Annotated in this window: 11 protein-coding genes; 6 read left to right on the forward strand and 5 right to left on the reverse strand. The window is 67.6% G+C overall.

Annotation, left to right across the window (positions count from 1 at the left end; translation table 11 throughout):
- Positions 1 to 132: 132 nt before the first annotated feature.
- From ACFVT5_RS35735 to ACFVT5_RS35745, 3 genes are all read right to left on the reverse strand, one after another.
- On the reverse strand, positions 133 to 417 hold the full coding sequence (locus ACFVT5_RS35735) for a helix-turn-helix domain-containing protein (protein ID WP_389897002.1): 285 nt from the start codon (positions 415 to 417) through the stop codon (positions 133 to 135).
- The gene (locus ACFVT5_RS35740) at positions 417 to 1,178 is read right to left on the reverse strand and encodes a hypothetical protein (RefSeq protein WP_389896848.1); all 762 of its coding nucleotides are present in this window, start codon (positions 1,176 to 1,178) and stop codon (positions 417 to 419) included. The genes ACFVT5_RS35735 and ACFVT5_RS35740 overlap by 1 nt, the downstream gene beginning before the upstream one ends.
- Positions 1,179 to 1,460: 282 nt before the next feature.
- Positions 1,461 to 1,622: a hypothetical protein gene (locus ACFVT5_RS35745; RefSeq protein WP_389896850.1), complete on the reverse strand. Its 162-nt coding sequence runs from the start codon at positions 1,620 to 1,622 to the stop codon at positions 1,461 to 1,463.
- A gap of 198 nt (positions 1,623 to 1,820) precedes the next feature.
- Between ACFVT5_RS35745 and ACFVT5_RS35750 the strand changes: the two genes are divergently transcribed.
- On the forward strand, positions 1,821 to 4,613 hold the full coding sequence (locus ACFVT5_RS35750) for a tetratricopeptide repeat protein (protein ID WP_389896853.1): 2,793 nt from the start codon (positions 1,821 to 1,823) through the stop codon (positions 4,611 to 4,613).
- 18 nt (positions 4,614 to 4,631) lie between these two features.
- On the opposite strand, the gene ACFVT5_RS35755 is transcribed toward ACFVT5_RS35750, so the two are convergent.
- Complete coding sequence (locus tag ACFVT5_RS35755; RefSeq protein ID WP_389896855.1) at positions 4,632 to 5,546, reverse strand: serine/threonine protein kinase; 915 nt, start codon at positions 5,544 to 5,546, stop codon at positions 4,632 to 4,634.
- Positions 5,547 to 5,826: 280 nt separating this feature from the next.
- Between ACFVT5_RS35755 and ACFVT5_RS35760 the strand changes: the two genes are divergently transcribed.
- From ACFVT5_RS35760 to ACFVT5_RS35775, 4 genes are read left to right on the forward strand one after another with little or no spacing between them, the layout of a single operon-like run.
- Complete coding sequence (locus ACFVT5_RS35760) at positions 5,827 to 7,218, forward strand: PD-(D/E)XK nuclease family protein (RefSeq protein ID WP_389896857.1); 1,392 nt, start codon at positions 5,827 to 5,829, stop codon at positions 7,216 to 7,218.
- The gene (locus ACFVT5_RS35765) at positions 7,215 to 8,462 is read left to right on the forward strand and encodes a hypothetical protein (protein ID WP_389896859.1); all 1,248 of its coding nucleotides are present in this window, start codon (positions 7,215 to 7,217) and stop codon (positions 8,460 to 8,462) included. Before ACFVT5_RS35760 ends, ACFVT5_RS35765 begins: the two co-directional genes overlap by 4 nt.
- Positions 8,455 to 11,952, forward strand: coding sequence for a hypothetical protein (locus tag ACFVT5_RS35770; protein ID WP_389896861.1), 3,498 nt, complete (start codon positions 8,455 to 8,457; stop codon positions 11,950 to 11,952). Before ACFVT5_RS35765 ends, ACFVT5_RS35770 begins: the two co-directional genes overlap by 8 nt.
- Positions 11,953 to 11,990: 38 nt before the next feature.
- A complete protein-coding gene (locus ACFVT5_RS35775) occupies positions 11,991 to 14,708 on the forward strand; it encodes a pPIWI_RE module domain-containing protein (RefSeq protein WP_389896864.1) in 2,718 nt (905 codons plus the stop codon).
- 434 nt (positions 14,709 to 15,142) lie between these two features.
- Here ACFVT5_RS35775 and glnA read toward each other — a convergent pair whose 3' ends face one another.
- Entirely contained in the window at positions 15,143 to 16,552 is a 1,410-nt protein-coding gene (glnA, locus tag ACFVT5_RS35780; protein ID WP_389896867.1) for a type I glutamate--ammonia ligase, read from the reverse strand.
- A 270-nt stretch (positions 16,553 to 16,822) separates the two neighbouring features.
- Between glnA and ACFVT5_RS35785 the strand changes: the two genes are divergently transcribed.
- Positions 16,823 to 17,293, forward strand: a complete 471-nt coding sequence (locus ACFVT5_RS35785) for an RDD family protein (protein ID WP_389896870.1) — start codon at positions 16,823 to 16,825, stop codon at positions 17,291 to 17,293.

Consider the following 17,293-nt stretch of genomic DNA (forward strand, 5'->3'; position numbering starts at 1 on the left):
CGCCGGGTTTGGATGACGTAGTACAGCTCAAGCCCCGGACTATAGGTCTTGAGTGCATGCACCCCTACGGCGTACACCCGTTCCACGACCTCCCCGACCCCGGCCGCCAACCGGGCACGTAGCGGTCCCGGGTCATCCGCTGCGGGCGTCGAGCGGCACGGTCGGATCGTCGTGTTCAAGATCCACGGCGTAGACCGGGCGCTCCTGGATGCCGAGTATGAGCATGAGGTGCGTCGTCGGAATCCGGTATCGGCCGCCGACGCGCAGCACGGGGCATGGGAACGTTCCTTGTCGGATCAGTCGGTAGGCGGTCCCGGGATGGATGCCGAACGCGCGGGCCGCGGTTCGGAGGTCCACGGCGATCGGCAGGTCGAATACCTCCCCGAAGCCCAGCGGCGTGCGCGTGGTCTGCTGCATCACCGACGCCTCCTCCCGAGCCGCAACTTCAGCCTCCCAACCCGCCGCCTCGCCCGCCCGGCGCGCCGTACCACCTCACGCACGCCGTAGTCATCGGCCAGCCCAGCGAGCACAGCTGCCTCCACCTGTTCTGCGGGAGCGGAGATTCGCAGCGTTGCTCGCAGGCCGTGCGGTCCGGCGGGGCGGGGCACCACCACGTCGAGCTGCAACTGCCGCTCCGCTTCCTCGACGATGCTGTCCTCGAAGCCGTCCCCGGCGCTGTCAGCCACGTTCTCCAGCCAGTCGGCCGGCTTCTCGCGGCACCGGGTCCGCGCATACCGCCACCCGGCGCTGCGGGCGGCCCTGACCAGTGCCTGCGCCGCGAGTTCTCCGGGGAGGTCGACGCCTGGGATCTCTTCGAGGAGCGCCAGCATCATCTCCGACTCCACGTCCGCCCGATCGGCGCGCAGCCGTTCGCAGATCCTCTGGGCCGTCCCGGTCAGCCGGGGCAGCAACAGCCAGATCAGCAGGAGCTGCCCCGAGCCATGAGACGTTGTGTCGTCACGGGCCTCGGCCAGAGCGCTCTGCCAGACCGCGGCCGCCAACTCCGGGTCGGACACCGGCCCGCCGGTGACTTCGCGGGCCTCGGCAGGAGAGAGCAGCACCGGCCGCGTGCTGCCCCCGGGCAGTCGGACGGTCAGATGTGCCTCGTCCTGGATCCGGGGATCGTCGAAGTGCCGGCCGACCGCGGCGAGTACGCCGCAGGGGAATGAAGACGCCATAAGAGTCCTCTCTCTGTACGGGGAGTGCAGAGCCGGATGTGTGAAAGCGCGCAAATACCTGCGCGGTCCGACGCGTGATCCCGACAAAACGGGAACGAGCATCAGGAGTAACGAAAGTGTTCAAGCATGTGTCGCTCTTGCTACACGCGCTCCGTGGTGTGGCCCCGGCGGAGATGGGCCGAACTCCGTTCCCGAGAGTGGGAAAGGCCGGAACTGCGTGTGGAAGGCGAGGGCGGGCCGGTGCCGGGTGCTCACAAGGGCGTGAGCACCCGGCGAGGCGGGTCAGTCTGTCGCGGCCAGCGAGGGCACGGGCGCCGTGACCGCCGGGGTCTCGGCGACGGCGGCCTCCGGCTGGGACTTGATCAGCGCGAGCTTGCGGGCGGAGTTGGTGTCGGAGGTCCGCTTGGCGCGGACCCCGCGGCGGGCGTTTTGGCGATTGGCCACGGAGAAGTTCCCTTCGGTAGGTGACCGGATCGTCGCCTCCTGTTCTCGGCGACTGACGACATCGTGCCCGGTGCCTGTGGGCGTCCGCGGAGCCGAATCTGACGTAGATCTGACGCATGCCGGGGCGCGCAGGAGCGAAAGGCGTGTGAGGCGGGTGTGGTCGGTGTACGGATCGTCCGATGCCGCTGGGAGGCGGACGTGAGCGCGGTGAAGCAGGGGAGGGCATGGACCGTGGACGCACATGTGTTGGGAGGGGTCTGGGTCGATGACCAGGGCCGAAGAGTGGTTTCCGGGGCTAATAGGGTCACCGCGCTGTTCGCGCTGTTGGCGACCGCACCTGGCGGGCAGTGCACCAAGGAAGAGGTGGCAGCAGCGCTCTGGCCGGGAGGGAAACCGACCGACGCGAGCATCTACCAAGTGGTGCGCCGCCTGCGACGCGGGCTCGGCGAAGACGTCGTCCCGCGCAGCACTCCGGGCATATGTGCGATTCGCATGCCCGAAGGAAGTCTCGACCTCGCGCGGTTTCACGGCGGGGTGCAGCGAGCGCGACATCTGTGGGGCCGCGAAAAGTTCGAGCAGCTGTGCTTCGCACTTCAGCAATGGGACGGTCAGGAGCCGCTGCGCGGGCTGACCGGTGAGGTGTTCGAAGCACGTAGGGCGCAACTACGTAGGGATTGGCTGGAGGCTGTCTGCAGCAGGCTGGAGGCTGCATGGCACGCAGGAGAAGAGAAATGGCTTTGTGAGGAGACGGAAAGACTGTATGAGCAACTGCCGGACCGAGAGACGATCTTCCGTTTCTATCTGGTCGCCCACGGCCCGGACATGTCGTTCGCCAAGCGCTCGGCGCTGATCAGGCGCTGGATGGCGCGGTGGGGCGTACCCGGGGCCGAACTGCGCGCGGTGTTCGAGCGGCTGCGCGGACCTGCCCCGGCCTCACGTGCCGGGATGCTGCTGCCGGCGCCGTACCAGTTGCCTGCCCCACCGCCGAAGATGGTGGGCCGGGACGGGCTGCTGTCGTCCCTGATCGATCACGTAAAGGGCAGGCAGGCCGTGGGTACAACTGCGGTTGTCCTGCTGAGTGGGTTGGCCGGCGTGGGCAAGAGCGCACTGGCCTCGTGCCTTGCTCTGCAGCTCAGGGACGAATTCCCCGACGGAATCCTGTACGGCGAACTTCGTGGGTTCGCGGGGGAGGATGTGCAGCCCACCGATCCAGAGCACATCCTGGATCGCTTTTTGGCCCAACTTCCGCCGCAAGCCCCCGTCGTGGGACTGGAAGCCAAGAGCCTCGCGTTGCGATCGGCGCTCGCTCACCGATCGGTGTTGATCGTCCTCGACGACGCCGCGCAAGCCGACCAGGTCCTGCCGCTCCTCCCCGGGCCTGGCACCTGCGCCGTCATCGTCACCAGCCGGAGCACACTGGACGACCTGCGCGCATCCCGCGATGTCCATGTGTCCGCCTTGGAACCGCTCGTCCACCCGGCCGCCAAGGAACTGCTTCAGGACGGGTTCATTCCGGGGGACCGGCAACGTCACGCCCGATCCTTGGCCAAACTGGCGAAGCTGTGCGGAAATCTCCCGCTGGCACTCGTCGTGATCAAGAGCAGGCTGGAGCATCGGCCCGCGAGCGCGCTTCCGGCTCTCGTACGGAAAATGGAGGAAGAAAAGGAGCGACTGCGGGTCCTGCACCGGACGGACCAAGATTTGTCCGTGCTCACCGCCTTGAGCTGTTCCGCACTGGCACTGAGCGAGGACGCGAGACGGCTGCTGTGGCAGCTCGCCACGCATCCCGGCCCGAGCATCGGCTGGGAGGCGGTGATGGACCTCGGGGCCGTCGGCGGCGGAACGGATGCCGATCACGCGGTGGAGGAACTCGCCACGGCCAATCTGGTGTACCTGCGTGCCGAGCGCTACTGCCTGCACGACTTGGTGAGGGCTTTCGCCCGTTATGAGATGGAGGTGACGTTTCCCGTCCCGAGAGCGGAGTTCGAAACTGAGACCGTGCGGCAAGTCCTGGAACATCAGCTGCACAACATCCACGCCTGCGACCGATTGCTGAACAGCCAACGGCGGCTGCCCATCGGAGAAGCTGACGGCGTCACTGTGGCAGAGCCGGAGTCGGCTGAACGTGCCATGGTGCTCTTGGACGAGGAGTACGACACGACCCTCGAGTGCATCACATTGGCGATGGCATCGTCGCTCAACTCCTACACCTGGCTCTTGCCGACGACTCTGGTCACGTATCAGTGGCGCCGAAGGCGTCTCCGTGACGCTCGTCATTTACTCAAACAGGCGATGGATGCTGCTGAAGACCACGCCCTTCCCGTTGACCGTGCCCTGTTCTATCGGGTATTGGCCGGGACCCACTGGAGGCTTGGGGAGTTCGAACTCGCCGCGGGGGCCCTCCGCCGGGCGATTCGGTTGAGCGAGCAGGACGACAGTGCGGTCGGCCGGATGAGCCTGGCCCGTTCCTTCCAGGTACTTGCCAGCACACTGCGCAAGCAGGGACAGGACGAGGAAGCTGAGCGCTACCACGGAAAGGCCCTGGAGCTGTATCGAGAGCTGTCCGACTCGGTGGGTGAGGCGGAGGCGCTGACCGGGCTCGGCACGATCTACTACGACCGCAGGGAGTACGACGCTGCGTTGCGCCTGTGTGCGGACGCCCGCGGTGCCATTGACGGCCTGAGCATGAACGGCCAGGACCATGTCCTCAACGGTCGTGCCGACGTGCTGTACACCCTCGGCAAGATTCACCACGCGCGTGGCGAGGGCAACGAGGCCAACAGGTTCTACGAGCAGGCTGCGAGTATCTATCGTGAGTTGGGCCATTGGGCTTATGAGGACAAGGTCTCCTGGTTGCATGCCGACGTTCTCGTGGCGACCGCGCGTACGCACGAGGCCGTAGTCGTCCTGGAGCGCGTTTTGCGTCTACGAGAGCACATGGGTGGTGCGGGCGTCCAAGAGGTGCGCGACCGCTTGGAGATGCTGAGATGAAATGCCGCCCCACATGTGTCAGAGCGTCGGCGTATGCGTGCGGTAGTACTCGGTCGGGTCGGGCCGCAGCGGCTTTCGCGGGCGGCGAGAACCTGGCGTGGGCAGATGCGGACGCAGGGCAGCGAAGACTTCTCGCACGGTGGCCGGGCGGCGCCCTGGATCGCGGTCCACCATACGCAGTGCCAGCGGGGCAAGCTCCGGGAGCAGGGCCGCGAGGCGGTCAGGCGGCAGAACGGGCTGGACCGGGTGGCTCTTGCCGATAATGCCCGCCCTGGATCCTCCATAGGGCCGTCGCATGACCATCATCTCTATCAGCATGCAGCCTAGTGCGAAGATGTCAGCCTGTCCGGTGATTCCGTCTGGATTGGCGTTTAGCTGCTCCGGTGGTGCGAAACCCATGGTTCCGCAGGGGAATTCGATGTCTGCGCCGGCCTCAACGGCGAGACCCAGATCGAACAGCCGGATGCGTCCGTCTGGCTCCACCTTCACGTTGTCCGGTTTCACGTCGCGGTGGACGAGGTTGCTGCGGTGGACGTGATCAAGAATCTCACAGAGTTGCCCGACGATTGACGCAACCGTGGTGACATCTCGCACGGGCCGGACTGATTCCAATGCATCGGTCAACAGAGTCCCTTCGATGAACTCCATGACAATGCAGCGCAAGTGTCGGTAGTGGCCGAACGCGAATATGCGCGGGATACCCGGAGTCCCGGCCAGCTTCTGAATGTACTCGCCTTCTTCTGTCAGTTCCTCCGACAGGGTTTCGAAATGGCAGGTCGGCTCAAAGCCCTGTTCGTTCTGGACTTTGATTGCTGCCTTCCGGCCGCTGGTCCTTTCGTATCCGGTGTACAGCTCCGCCTGTCCGCCACTGCCTGTCAGTTCGTGGATGTCGTACGTGTCTTCGATATCGCCGATGTCCTTGATCAACGTCATGACCGCCTCTCTTTGATGCCCTGGGCCCGCTGTGGGTCGGCCCCCAGTATGCCAACCAGTCCCCTTCACTCACCGGAAAGGAACGAGAATGACCGATTCGTGGTTGCCCCCGGACGGAGTCCGGCGGACGTCCGATGTCATCAAGGTGTCCGTCGGAATGTTCAAGGGAATCGAATACCGCTGTCCTGCCGCCGATGCGCTCAAAGCGCGAGGCTACCGACCGACGCAGCGCTCTGCGCGCCGTCACGAACTGCTGGAACACTTCACATTCGGCCCTTTCATGACCGCCTGCGACGCACATGCCCCGCACCCGCCGGCCGACGAGCCGGGAGACGGGTGGGCACGGCCGCTGAAAAGGGCGCACGACGGCCTGCAGCGGTGGACGGAGCATGCGTCGGCTTCTTACGAGGAGGCATTTCCCGTCGACCCGAACAACCCGCTGGCAGAGGTTCCGGAGCCCTGGACCTATCGCCATCAGCCCGCCGGCGCCGACCTGCGGGGAGCCCGCGAGTATCGGTTCACCGTCTGGGGCCGGTGCCTGCAGTCGGCTGACGGGACGGTACGCGAGCTCCGGCTGCCGGTGAACCGGTTGCACCAGGTCTCCCCGCCTGAGGGCTTCGTCTCTGCGGCGGCCCTGGTGCTCTCCGAGGGGGTTCCGGGCCCGCTGCCCGAGCATGTCCGGATTGTGGAGGTGGCGCTGCTGGACGGCCAGGTGCGTACGCTCTTCGACGGCACCCGCGGCGAGGCGGTGAGCCGCTACCGCGAGCACGGCCCCGCAGCGTTGAAGGCGCTGCTGGACAGCCGGGAGTTTCGGCCGGGTTCCTCCTGCGCGGAATGTCCCTACGTGTCCGTCTGCCCCGCGCTGCGCCGGGCGCCCGGGCTGCTCGGCATCGAAACCCAGGGGCGGCCGCGGCGGACCTGGTCCGTCACCAACGGGCGGAACTACCGGATCTGTCCCGCGCGGGACCACCTTCGACGACTGCACCTTCCTACAACGGACGCTATCGAACGCGGCTCAGCCGCCGAACGGGGCCGCGCTGTCCACGCGTACCTCGCCGCACGCCACGGCAGGAGCGTGCTGCGGCCCTGTACGGCAGACGTGCCCGACGAATGGGTCCCCGAGGGCTTCGACCTGGACCCCGGCCAACGCGCCCTCGGCACACGGCTGCTGCGCAGGCACGCCGCTGTGTGCCCGCTGCGCTGCGTACGCGACGGCACAGACGTGCGCAACGAGCCCCGGGTTGTGCGCCATGACACCGCGGCCGACGTCATCGTGATCGCCGCTCCGGACGTCCTCTACCGGGACGCAGACTCCTGGGTCTGGCGGGAGACGAAGACATCGGCTGGCGACCGGACCGGACGCGGGCCACTTCTTGAACGGTTTCCGCAACTGGCCCTGGGGGTAGTGCTCCTCGCACGCGGGGACCTGGGCGGGCAGCCGGGCCGCAGCCGCGTCGAGCTGGAGGTGCTGCGTCCCGGCGGCGCCGACCTGGAGATCATCGATCCGTTCGCCCCCGCAGCACGTTCTGCCGCAGAGAAAGTCCTGCGGGACCTCATCGGGGGCTGGCACCGTGACGACTACTTCGTGGCGACTCCTGGTGTTGCCTGTACGCAGTGCGAAGTGGCCCGCTGGTGTCCCTCAGCCCTCACCGTAGAGGCGGCGGCGCGATGACCGCGGCGGCGACGGGACCCCAGCCCGGGGACGCGGACACCGCGATTCGAGGCATCCCGGAGCAGGAGGACACCGGAACCCGGCTCTTCCGTGAGCTTTCCCGTATCGTCGTGGCTCTTGCCGACCGCGGCGGCCTGCGGTCGTTCACACTTCCGTATCCGTTGACGGCGCAAAGCGCGCTCGACTGCGTTGTACTCCACTGCCTGCGCACCGGAGAAGTACCGCCGAAGAGCCTGCCCGAATTGCTGAAATGGTGCCGACACCGATCCGCCGGTGACCGGCCCTTCACCGTTTCGCCGTTCCTGGTCACTCCTGAGGCGACGCTCGTTCACCCGATTGGCTTGGCTCCCACCCGGACATGCCTGGAACTGGCCTCGACCCTCCCCGGCGGTGGAGCCGAGACGACCGCCCTGGAACTCCTCGCCCAACTGGAAACCCGGTGCGGTTCGGCGGAGCGGTACCGCCGCTGCCGCCAGTTCCTCGCACACAAGGTCATGGTGCACCAAGAGGACCGCTTCAAGCGCAGCTGGAGCAACGCAGTCTGGAGCCGGGTGCGCGACCTCTACCATCCCGTGCCCGAAGCGTTGCTCGTCGAGGGCACGCTTCTGCGGTGCGCCGGCTGCCGCCTGCCAGCCCGCCTCCGCGGGCGAAGCGCTCCGGAGCACGGTGCTCTGGTCTCCGGAGCGAACACCTGGTGCGAGGGCGAGGAATGCCCCCACGGGGTGCGCCTGGAACTGATCCGTGATTCCGATCAGGTCCGGATCCTGAGCAGGCCACTGCGAGCGTTCGTTGCGCTTCCGCTTCGCGTCGAGGAAGCGGCGCTCGCCGAGCTCGACCGCTTCGGTATCGGATACGAGGCCCTGCCGGGTGAACTCAACTCCTACCGCCTGCTCGGAGACGGACAGCGGGTGCGGAGTCTGCACGCCTATGACCGTCTGCAACCGACCCTGCTGGCAGCCAGGCTCGCCTCCTGGACCACAGAGATCGCTGACGGCACGGCGGTGGTCGTCCCACGCCGGCTCGCCGACCGGGCGGGATACCGGGCCGCTTTCGTCGCGGCGCTACCCGAAGCCGTCCGGCAGCACGTCCTGCTGACCACGCCCGAGGAACTGGTACGGGACCTCGCCGCCATCCCGCCGCAGGCAACGTCGTCCTCCGGTACGACCGGCCGGTCAAGCCCCGGCACACCCGGCCGGGCAGGGGCTCCGACCACATTCGAGACGAACGGAGACCCCGATGCGTAGCCTGACTCCGCCTCTGGCCCACCTGCTCTCCGAGCTGCGGATGGCCGCAGGACCTGAAGTGCGCTCACCGGCGCTGGAGTTCTTCTGCCAGATCGAGCTGGGGCTCCACCTCCAGCAAAAGCTCATGCAGGGCAGCCCTGCCGGTCACGCTTGGGTGCTGTTCAGCGGCTACGGATTCGCCCAGGCATACGGAGTGCCGCTGCCGCGGGACGTCGACCGCATCCTGCGAGTGGCCCGGCACTCCCTATGGACGCTGCGCAGGAGCCGGGCGTGGCGTGAGGCACTCGAACGCTACCAGCGCTTCCCGGCTCCGATGCGTGGATTCGATGTCCCGGACACGGAGCGCCCGGCCAGCCTCCGCGAGGTCTCCCTCGGATGCGACCGATGGCAGGTCTACGACCGGCTGCTGCGTTCCGCGCCGCCGATCGCCGGGAAGCGGCTGCCGGTCGCGGGAGATGGCCCGCACGCCTTCTCTCTCAGCCGTTCTACTGCGGTGGTCGAGATCCCGCCGCTGGCCCGCCAGCCCTTGGTGGCCCACGACATGGACCTCGGGCCGGCCGGCTGCGGCGAGCCACTGACTTTCCGTATGGCAGACCTGGAACGTACGGCGGAGGCGATGGACGCCATCCATGACCGCCTGGGAACCGGCCGTGCCCCACAGTGGCTGGAACGGCTCCGGGAGTTCCGCATGTCCAGCAGGAAAGACGGAGCCTTCCAGGAGACGGACGAGTTCACCGTGGATGGCATCCAGCACCTGCTGGGCATCGTCGGTGCTGGCAAGAGCACGCTGCGCGACATCATCGCCGTCCACCTCGCTCGCCTCGGAAGACGGACCACAGTCGTCGTCTCCGACGTTGCCGAGGTGTTGAAGCTGGTCGAGCAGTACAACCTCTACACCGATGGGGCTGCGGCCCCGGTGCTCGGCCTGCACGGCCGTGAGCGGCACGCCCAGCGACTGCACCGCCGCCTCGCCGGCCGGGGGGAGCACCGGCTGCTGGCCCATGACGATCCGGCGTTCACGTATCTCGGCACATCATGCGTCCTCAATCCCACCTTGCGCGCTCCTGTGTCCGGACCGCTCACGTTCGGTGAAGCGCCCTGCACCCGTCTACGACCGCCGGTCGCCACTGCCCGGCGTACCGGAGGAGGCAATGCGCCTGAGTGGCAGAAGCAGCTGGTGAGCTGCCCGCTGTGGTCCGTCTGCCCCCGGCATCACGGATCCCGGGCACTGGTGGGCGCATCCATCTGGGTCGCCACAGTGCCTGGTCTCATCGACTCCTCTCCGCCGCGTCCGCAGAACGGCGAGCGCGTGCGCTACTTCGAACTTGCCTGCCGCCGCAGCGACCTGATGATCGTCGACGAGGTGGACCGGGTGCAGATGAACCTCGACCGGACCTTTGCGCCCGCCGTGCTGCTCGCCTGCGACGAGGAAAGGGGCTTCATCGACGTACTCAGCAGGCACAAGATCCGGGAGCTCGCTGCCAGCGGACGTACCCAGCTCTCGGACCGCGACGTGGAGAACTTCTCCGCTGCCCTCAACACGGCAGGCACAGCGACGGACCGGCTGTACGCGATGCTGGTCTCGCAACCGCAGCTGCGTACTTGGGTCCGCGTCGGCTACTTCAGTGCTTGGACCCTGCAACTCGGGCTGCTCGACGAGCGCTACCCGCTGCCGGACGACGGCGCCGAAGACGAAGACCCGAACCGGGCTCCGCGGGAGGCGCTGGGGAAGCTCTTCGACGCCTTCCGCGACAACCCCTTCGGCGACCGCCCGCGCCAGCCTGAGGAAGACATCACGCATCTCACCGCCCTGCTCAACGAGCTACTGCACACAGGGAATCCGGAAAGCACCCGGCGCAGCCTCATGACGTTGATGGACAAGGTGTTCCATCTCGACGAGCCGTACATGGCCGGCAGGCAGAAGAAGCACGACAAGGAGTTGGCCGCGTGGCAGAAGAAGAAACAGGAACTCCAACGCAAGTCGGCCAGGAGTGGTCGAGAGCGCAAAGCACCACTGCCACCGCAGAGTCCGAAGGAGTGGCGCGAAGAACTCGCCAGGCGCTTCGAATTCACTTTGCTTCTCAGCGCGCTGGAGCCGCGCCTGGCGGTGATCAACGCCATGTGGCCCAGGGTCGAGGCGTCGCTCAGTCTTGGCTTCAACGAGATGTACCGCAGGCCCCGGGACTACGGCCCCCTCGTGCCCGAAGCTCCCATGGGCAACGTGATCGGTTTCCAGTTCCGGGTGGAAGGTGAGGACAAGGGAGGCGTCCGCAGCGGTGAACTGACCTTCTTCCGCTGTAGCGGCGTCGGCCGGGAACTGCTCAGGGAGGCCCCGCATCTGGCATCCGTCGACGGCCGCCCCGGCGCCCACCTCCTGCTGATGTCCGGCAGCAGCTGGGCGGCGAAGTCAAGCCGATACCACGTCGCCGTACCGGTCGGCGTGATCATCGAGCCGCGGTGGGAAGTGACCGAGCGCATCGCCGCCGAGAGCAGCATGCGCTTCGAATTCCTCGATGACGGGGACGAGATGATGCGGATCTCCGGATCCGACATCGATGAGCGGCCGGAGAAGCTGCGCCGGATCGCGACCTGGCTCGGCGCCGGAATGGAGGAGGCCGAGGACGGTGGTCCCCTGGAGCGGGAACTGCTGTCGCTGCCGAAAGAACGCGACCAGATCCTGTTGCTGGTCGGCAGCTACCAGGAGGCCCGGCTGGTGGCCGACACCCTGCACGGCCTCAACGACCGGTGGCGGGACAGAGTGCTCTGTCTGGTCTCGGACGACGAAGAGATCGACGAAGAGGATCGCGCATCGTCCGCCGGTCGGGCACGGACACTGCGGCGCGGAGACGTTGAACACCTCAAGGATCTCCAAGGGGACATTCTGGTGGCGCCGCTGCTCGCCGTCGAGCGGGGACACAACATCCTCAACGACGACGCCGAGGCCGCCATTGGGACCGTGTACTTCCTCGCCCGCCCGAACCCGCACCCCGAAGACCTCTCCCTGGCGGTCAACGCCATCAACGACTGGATTGTCCGCATGCAGGACAACGGCCGCTTCGCGGCCTGGGTCCGCAGCGGGAGCACCATCGAGGCGGGCGCTGAGGAGTTCCGACGCCAAGCCCGCTCACGTTGGTACCAATTGCTCCAACGTCCCCTGGCCTGGAGCCGTCTAGGCCCCGACCGGGAGCAGGTCACGTGGGACATGCTCGTCCTGATGTGGCAGGTGATCGGCCGCCTGGTGCGCGGCGGAGTGCCGGCCCGGGTCGTCTTCGTGGATGCCGCCTTCGCCCCCAACCGCGCCGCGCGCCCGCCGCGGCCCGACACCGAGAAGTCCAGCCTGCTGCACAGCGTCTTCGCCGTGCTCGCCCCGTACTTCGCCGATGACAGCAAACCCGCCGACGAGCGGTTTATGGTCCGGGCTCTCTACGAGCCCTTGTGGCGCATGCTCGGCCGCTGCCTCGCCGACACTCCTCCCTGCCCTCAGCCGTAGCCCGTCGTCAATGTCCACACTGTTCATGGAGGTACCGCGTGTATCAGACCATCCGTGTCACGGCCTATGAGCCCGATCCGGCGCACGGTCCCTGGCAGGAAGAACTTCAGGTGATGCGGCTCGGCGAACAACTGCACACCGAACTCACGCGTCGCTGGGAGCAGGCCCATCCCGGAGCCGACCGCCCGCTCAGGCTCCCGGTGAAGCGTCTCAACTCCCTACTGCTCGGCATGGCTCCCGGTGTCCTCGCCACCGGCCGCAACGCCGGGACCGACGGGCGGCTGCCCTGGCTGTATGCGCACGAATCCGTACCGCACGAGGTTCTGGCCCCGCTGGTGGCGACCTGGGCGGGCGGGGTCTTCCGGCGGGACGACGACGAGGAGGGAAGCGCGGGAGACTGGGAGCTGGAGGACGAGCTGCTCGCCGAAGGAACAGCTACCGCGCTCGGGCTCCCGGCATGGGAGGCGGAGACTGTCGACCTCACTGAGACCGCCATGTCCGTCGGCGGCACCGCAGAACCCCTGCGCCGCCTCTACAGCCTGCTGCCCGAGCAGGTCGCACTGCGTCTGGCTGCTCGCCCCTTCAAGGCCCACGGGGCCACTCTTCGCTTCCGGGTCGTGAGTACGGGCAGCGGCGCGGAACTCATTTCCTGGCCACCGCAACGGTACCAACGACGCAAGGAGACCTGGTATTACTCCGCGCAGGTAAAGATCACTGTTCACACAGTGCCCTTCGCTCCCCGCTTCCGCCTGCATGTATCCACCGGAGTTCGCCGCTGGGCCACCCGCCTGGAGCTCCGCCCGCACCAGATGAGCGGTGCGACCGTCTTGTTGGACGCTCCGCTTCCCTGGCCCGGGGGTCCCGGGCGGCACCCCCGGCTCATGACGAACACCCTCGGCTACGACCGGCGGCGCCGGGAGATCGCCTGGCGCCGCCACAGCCCCGCCCTGCTGGTCCCCGAGCTGGACATTGTGCGCCGCTATCCCGACCCTGCGGAACTGTTCACCTCTCCGGACAAGTGGATCACTGGGCGCGGCGATATCGCCGCTGGCATCGTCTATCACCCGAAGCTTGGTTCCCACGAGGTCGGCCCGGGTCTGATGCCCCGCGAGCGGGCCGAGATCGACGGCTGGGTAGAGGAGGCGCTTCGGCCCGTACTGCGCCGCGTCGCCGACCTGGGCCGCGTCACCCGTCGCAACACCCCCTCGCTGTTGCCCCGCTCGGTCAAGAAGGAGAAACCCTTGGCCCGCGAAGCGCAGTTGGCCCTGCGCCGCCAGGCCGCGCTGGGGCGCGCGCTGGGCAGCCGCCCCCTGGAAGTCGAGGTCCTCTGGCAATCCGTCGAGACACGCGCGGCGCTGCTCGCGGAACTGCCGAAACTCATCGGGCTGCCCCTCGGCAGTGGGCGGGAGATCGCCGACGACGCCTGGCAGTGGCGGGCGGATGCCATCGAGATCAACGTCAGGATGCGCCCCGCGGGAGTGCTTCTCAGTCCGCTGCCGACGTCCGGAAACCGTACCCGGAGACGTGCCGCTCGCCTTGCCGACGCCATCAACGACCGCTGCGCGCTGGCGGACGAGCACATGGAACCGCCTCGAAGCAGCGCTGCTCTCGTGGTGGCCGAGATTGCGGACAAGAGTCAGTTCGCCGCGCAGCCCGATTCCGACCCCAAGCACGCCCTCCGCCTGGCATGGGCGAGGCAGGGACGGATCAGTCAGTTCGTGAACCTTCCCACCGCGGCGACCTCTCTGGAACACCGCGTCCGCTGGACCTGGCTTGATGCCTTCCGGCAACTCGGCGCGATCAGTCCGCCCGCCCACCGCGTGAGTGCCGGCATCCCCGGCGACCTTCAGTATGCGGCGCTGTGGATGGTGCGGTACACCGCTCACGGGCCGACCCGCTGCCCTGCCCGTCGACTCGTCGCGGTGCGCGTACGGCCGCAGGACGAGCCGGGAGCCATTGAGGGCTGGGACGCCGAGCGGTCAACGTGGGTCCCTTATCCGCAGCTTCTGCTTTCGCTGGCAGACGGGAACGTCCGGGACCGATGGCGGCGACAGGACTCCGACGGCGATGGCGTCGACGAGCGGTGGCAAAGGGAAGCCCAGCGGCAGATCAGGGCCCTTCTGTTCCAACTGAGGGAACAGCCGACGCTGCTGATGGCAAACTCGGCGAACCTGCGCCAGTGCTGGCCGCGGCTGAGTAATGGCTTCCTGTCACGGGATATGCTCGGCTTCGGGGCCGAACCGGACCAGCGCCTGACCCTGTACGGAAGCGACCTGCGCGTCGTCCTGGTGCGTGACGCGAACAGCCGCGAAGAGGTGCCCGAGTGGTACGCCCACGGCGCGGACGACCGGATCGGCTTCGCCGAGGGCGTCTGGGGTTCGACCGAGCCGGAGAACCGGGTCTTCGCCAGCACCGCCAGCACACCGCACACGGCGGTGCTCCCCAAGGGCCTGAGGAAGCTGATCGCGACATCCGAATCCCGTACCGCACCGGGCAAAACCGCGTGGAACCCCGCACAACTCGAGGTGACCGTCCTCGGTTGTCTCACCGAGAAGGCCCTGACCGAGTCCGACCGTGCCGGTACGACACCTGACCGCCCTGCGGAATGGGCCACGCTGACCCATCAACTGCGCTACCACGACGACTACCCGCCGTTGGGCCGCCCCCTCCCGCTGCATCTGGCACGCCTCGCCGCCGAATACGTCCTTCCACTCGCGGAGGCCCCGAGCGTTCCAGCGACCGGGGCAGGCTCCTGACACTCTCCATCCCTCCCTTGCACCAGCCTTGTCGGACTTTCGGTCAGCGACGAGACCAGTCGTAGAAGCGTCTGGCACGCTTAAGTCCGCCGAACGCTCCGGGCTATCCGGATGCATCCGCCATAAAGCTCGTGTCGCACCTGTCCGCATGCGCAGATGATCTCCGGCGGTTTACAGAGCCTTCGAGTTGCGGACGATGCCTGGGCAGCTCCGGAGGCGTATACCGGCAGCCGGATCTGCATCGAGAGTGAGCGCCGTCGCGTCGCCATCGATACGGTTCGTCCCTCACGAGGGCTATGGTCCGGGGCCGGCCGAGCAGGAGAACGTTGAGGGCCGCCGCCCTGGGAATCAGGACAGCGGCCCTTAGCAACCAAGCAGCGTCAGTGTCTCGAGCTCCCGGTGCGGCTCCGGCCCAGATAGGCCCGACCCCCGGTTTAGATGTCGAAGTAAAGCTCGAACTCGTGCGGGTGCGGGCGGAGTTGGATCGGGGCGATTTCGTTGGTGCGCTTGTAGTCGATCCAGGTTTCGATCAGGTCGGAGGTGAAGACGCCGCCGGCCTGGAGGTATTCGTTGTCCGCCTCCAGGGCCTCCAGGACCGCCGGGAGGGAGGTCGGGACCTGGGGCACGCCCGCGTGCTCCTCGGGGGCCAGCTCGTACAGGTCCTTGTCGATCGGCTCGGCCGGCTCGATCTTGTTCTTGACGCCGTCGAGGCCCGCCAGGAGAAGCGCCGAGAAGGCCAGGTACGGGTTCGACGACGGGTCCGGGGCGCGGAACTCCACCCGCTTCGCCTTCGGGTTCGACCCGGTGATCGGGATGCGCATCGCGGCGGAGCGGTTGCGCTGCGAGTAGACCAGGTTCACCGGGGCCTCGAAGCCGGGGACCAGACGGTGGTACGAGTTCACCGTCGGGTTGGTGAACGCCAGCAGCGACGGGGCGTGCTTCAGGATGCCGCCGATGTAGTAGCGGGCGATGTCCGAGAGGCCCGCGTAGCCCTGCTCGTCGTAGAAGAGGGGCTCGCCGCCGGTCCACAGGGACTGGTGCACATGCATGCCCGAGCCGTTGTCACCGAAGATCGGCTTCGGCATGAAGGTCGCGGTCTTGCCGTTGCGCCAGGCGACGTTCTTCACGATGTACTTGAAGAGCATCAGGTCGTCGGCGGCGGCGAGCAGCGTGTTGAACTTGTAGTTGATCTCCGCCTGGCCCGCGGTGCCCACCTCGTGGTGCTGGCGCTCGACCTTCAGCCCGGAGCGGCCCAGCTCCAGGGAGATCTCGGCGCGCAGGTCCGCGAAGTGGTCGACCGGCGGGGCCGGGAAGTAGCCGCCCTTGTAACGGACCTTGTAGCCGCGGTTGTCCTCCAGCGCGCCCGTGTTCCAGGCACCGGCCTCGGAGTCGATCTCGTAGATCGAGCGGTTCGCGGTGGTCTCGAAGCGGACCGAGTCGAAGACGTAGAACTCGGCCTCGGGGCCGAAGTACGCGGTGTCGGCGATCCCGGTCGACGCGAGGTACGCCTCCGCCTTCTTCGCCACGTTGCGCGGGTCACGGCTGTACTGCTCGCCCGTGATCGGGTCGTGGATGAAGAAGTTGATGTTCAGCGTCTTGTCGCGGCGGAAGGCGTCGACCCGGGCGGTCGACAGGTCCGCGCGCAGAGCCATGTCGGACTCGTGGATGGCCTGGAAGCCGCGGATCGAGGATCCGTCGAAGGCCAGCTCCTCAACCGGGTCGAACGCCTCAGCCGGCACCGTGAAGTGCTGCATGACGCCCGGCAGGTCGCAGAAGCGGACATCGACGAACTTGACATCCTCGTCCGCGATGAACTTATTGGCCTCGTCGGCGTTCTGGAACATCCAGCTCCTCCTCCTCCCGACCCCGGGAGGGGCGGGGGTTTTATAGCTCGGTCGTGCGGCCAGTGCGGTGGCACACGCTGGGGCTGACGATAGGGACGCGGGATTTCTCAAGCGTGACCCATTTGTTTCGCCGAAGTTAACCGACCCGGGCTCCCGATCCCGCACGAACACCCCCCTCCGGCCACTCCGCGTACCCCGCGCGGACCCCTCCGGCGCCCCTTGCGTACCCCGGGCGGCGGGGCCCCGGGAGGGGCGCAGTACCGTTGCCGGGTGGACAAGAGGCAAGCAATCGGATCGTGGCTGTCCGGCCCCCGCGCCGCCGCGGAGGACGCCGGGGCCGACTTCGGTTACCGCGGTGAGCAACTGGCCCTGCCCGAGTCGGGCCCCGGCTCCATCGCCCGCCCCGGGCGCCGTATCGGCGCCATCGCCGTCGACTGGGGCCTGTGCCTGCTGATCGCATACGGGCTCCTCACGGACGGCTACAACCAGGCGACCGGCAACTGGGCCCTGCTCATCTTCTTCGTACTGAGCCTGCTCACCGTCGGTACGGTCGGCTTCACACCCGGAAAGCGCCTCTTCGGGCTGCGCGTGGTCGCCGTCGGCTCCGGCGCTACGCCCGCCCCGCTCCGTACGCTGCTGCGAACCGTCCTGCTGTGCATCGGCGTCCCCGCCCTGATCTGGGACCGTGACGGCCGCGGCCTCCACGACCGCCTCGCCCGCACCGTCGAGGTGCGCGCTTAG

This window comes from Streptomyces sp. NPDC058001 (assembly GCF_042886315.1).
Lineage (GTDB): Bacteria > Actinomycetota > Actinomycetes > Streptomycetales > Streptomycetaceae > Streptomyces.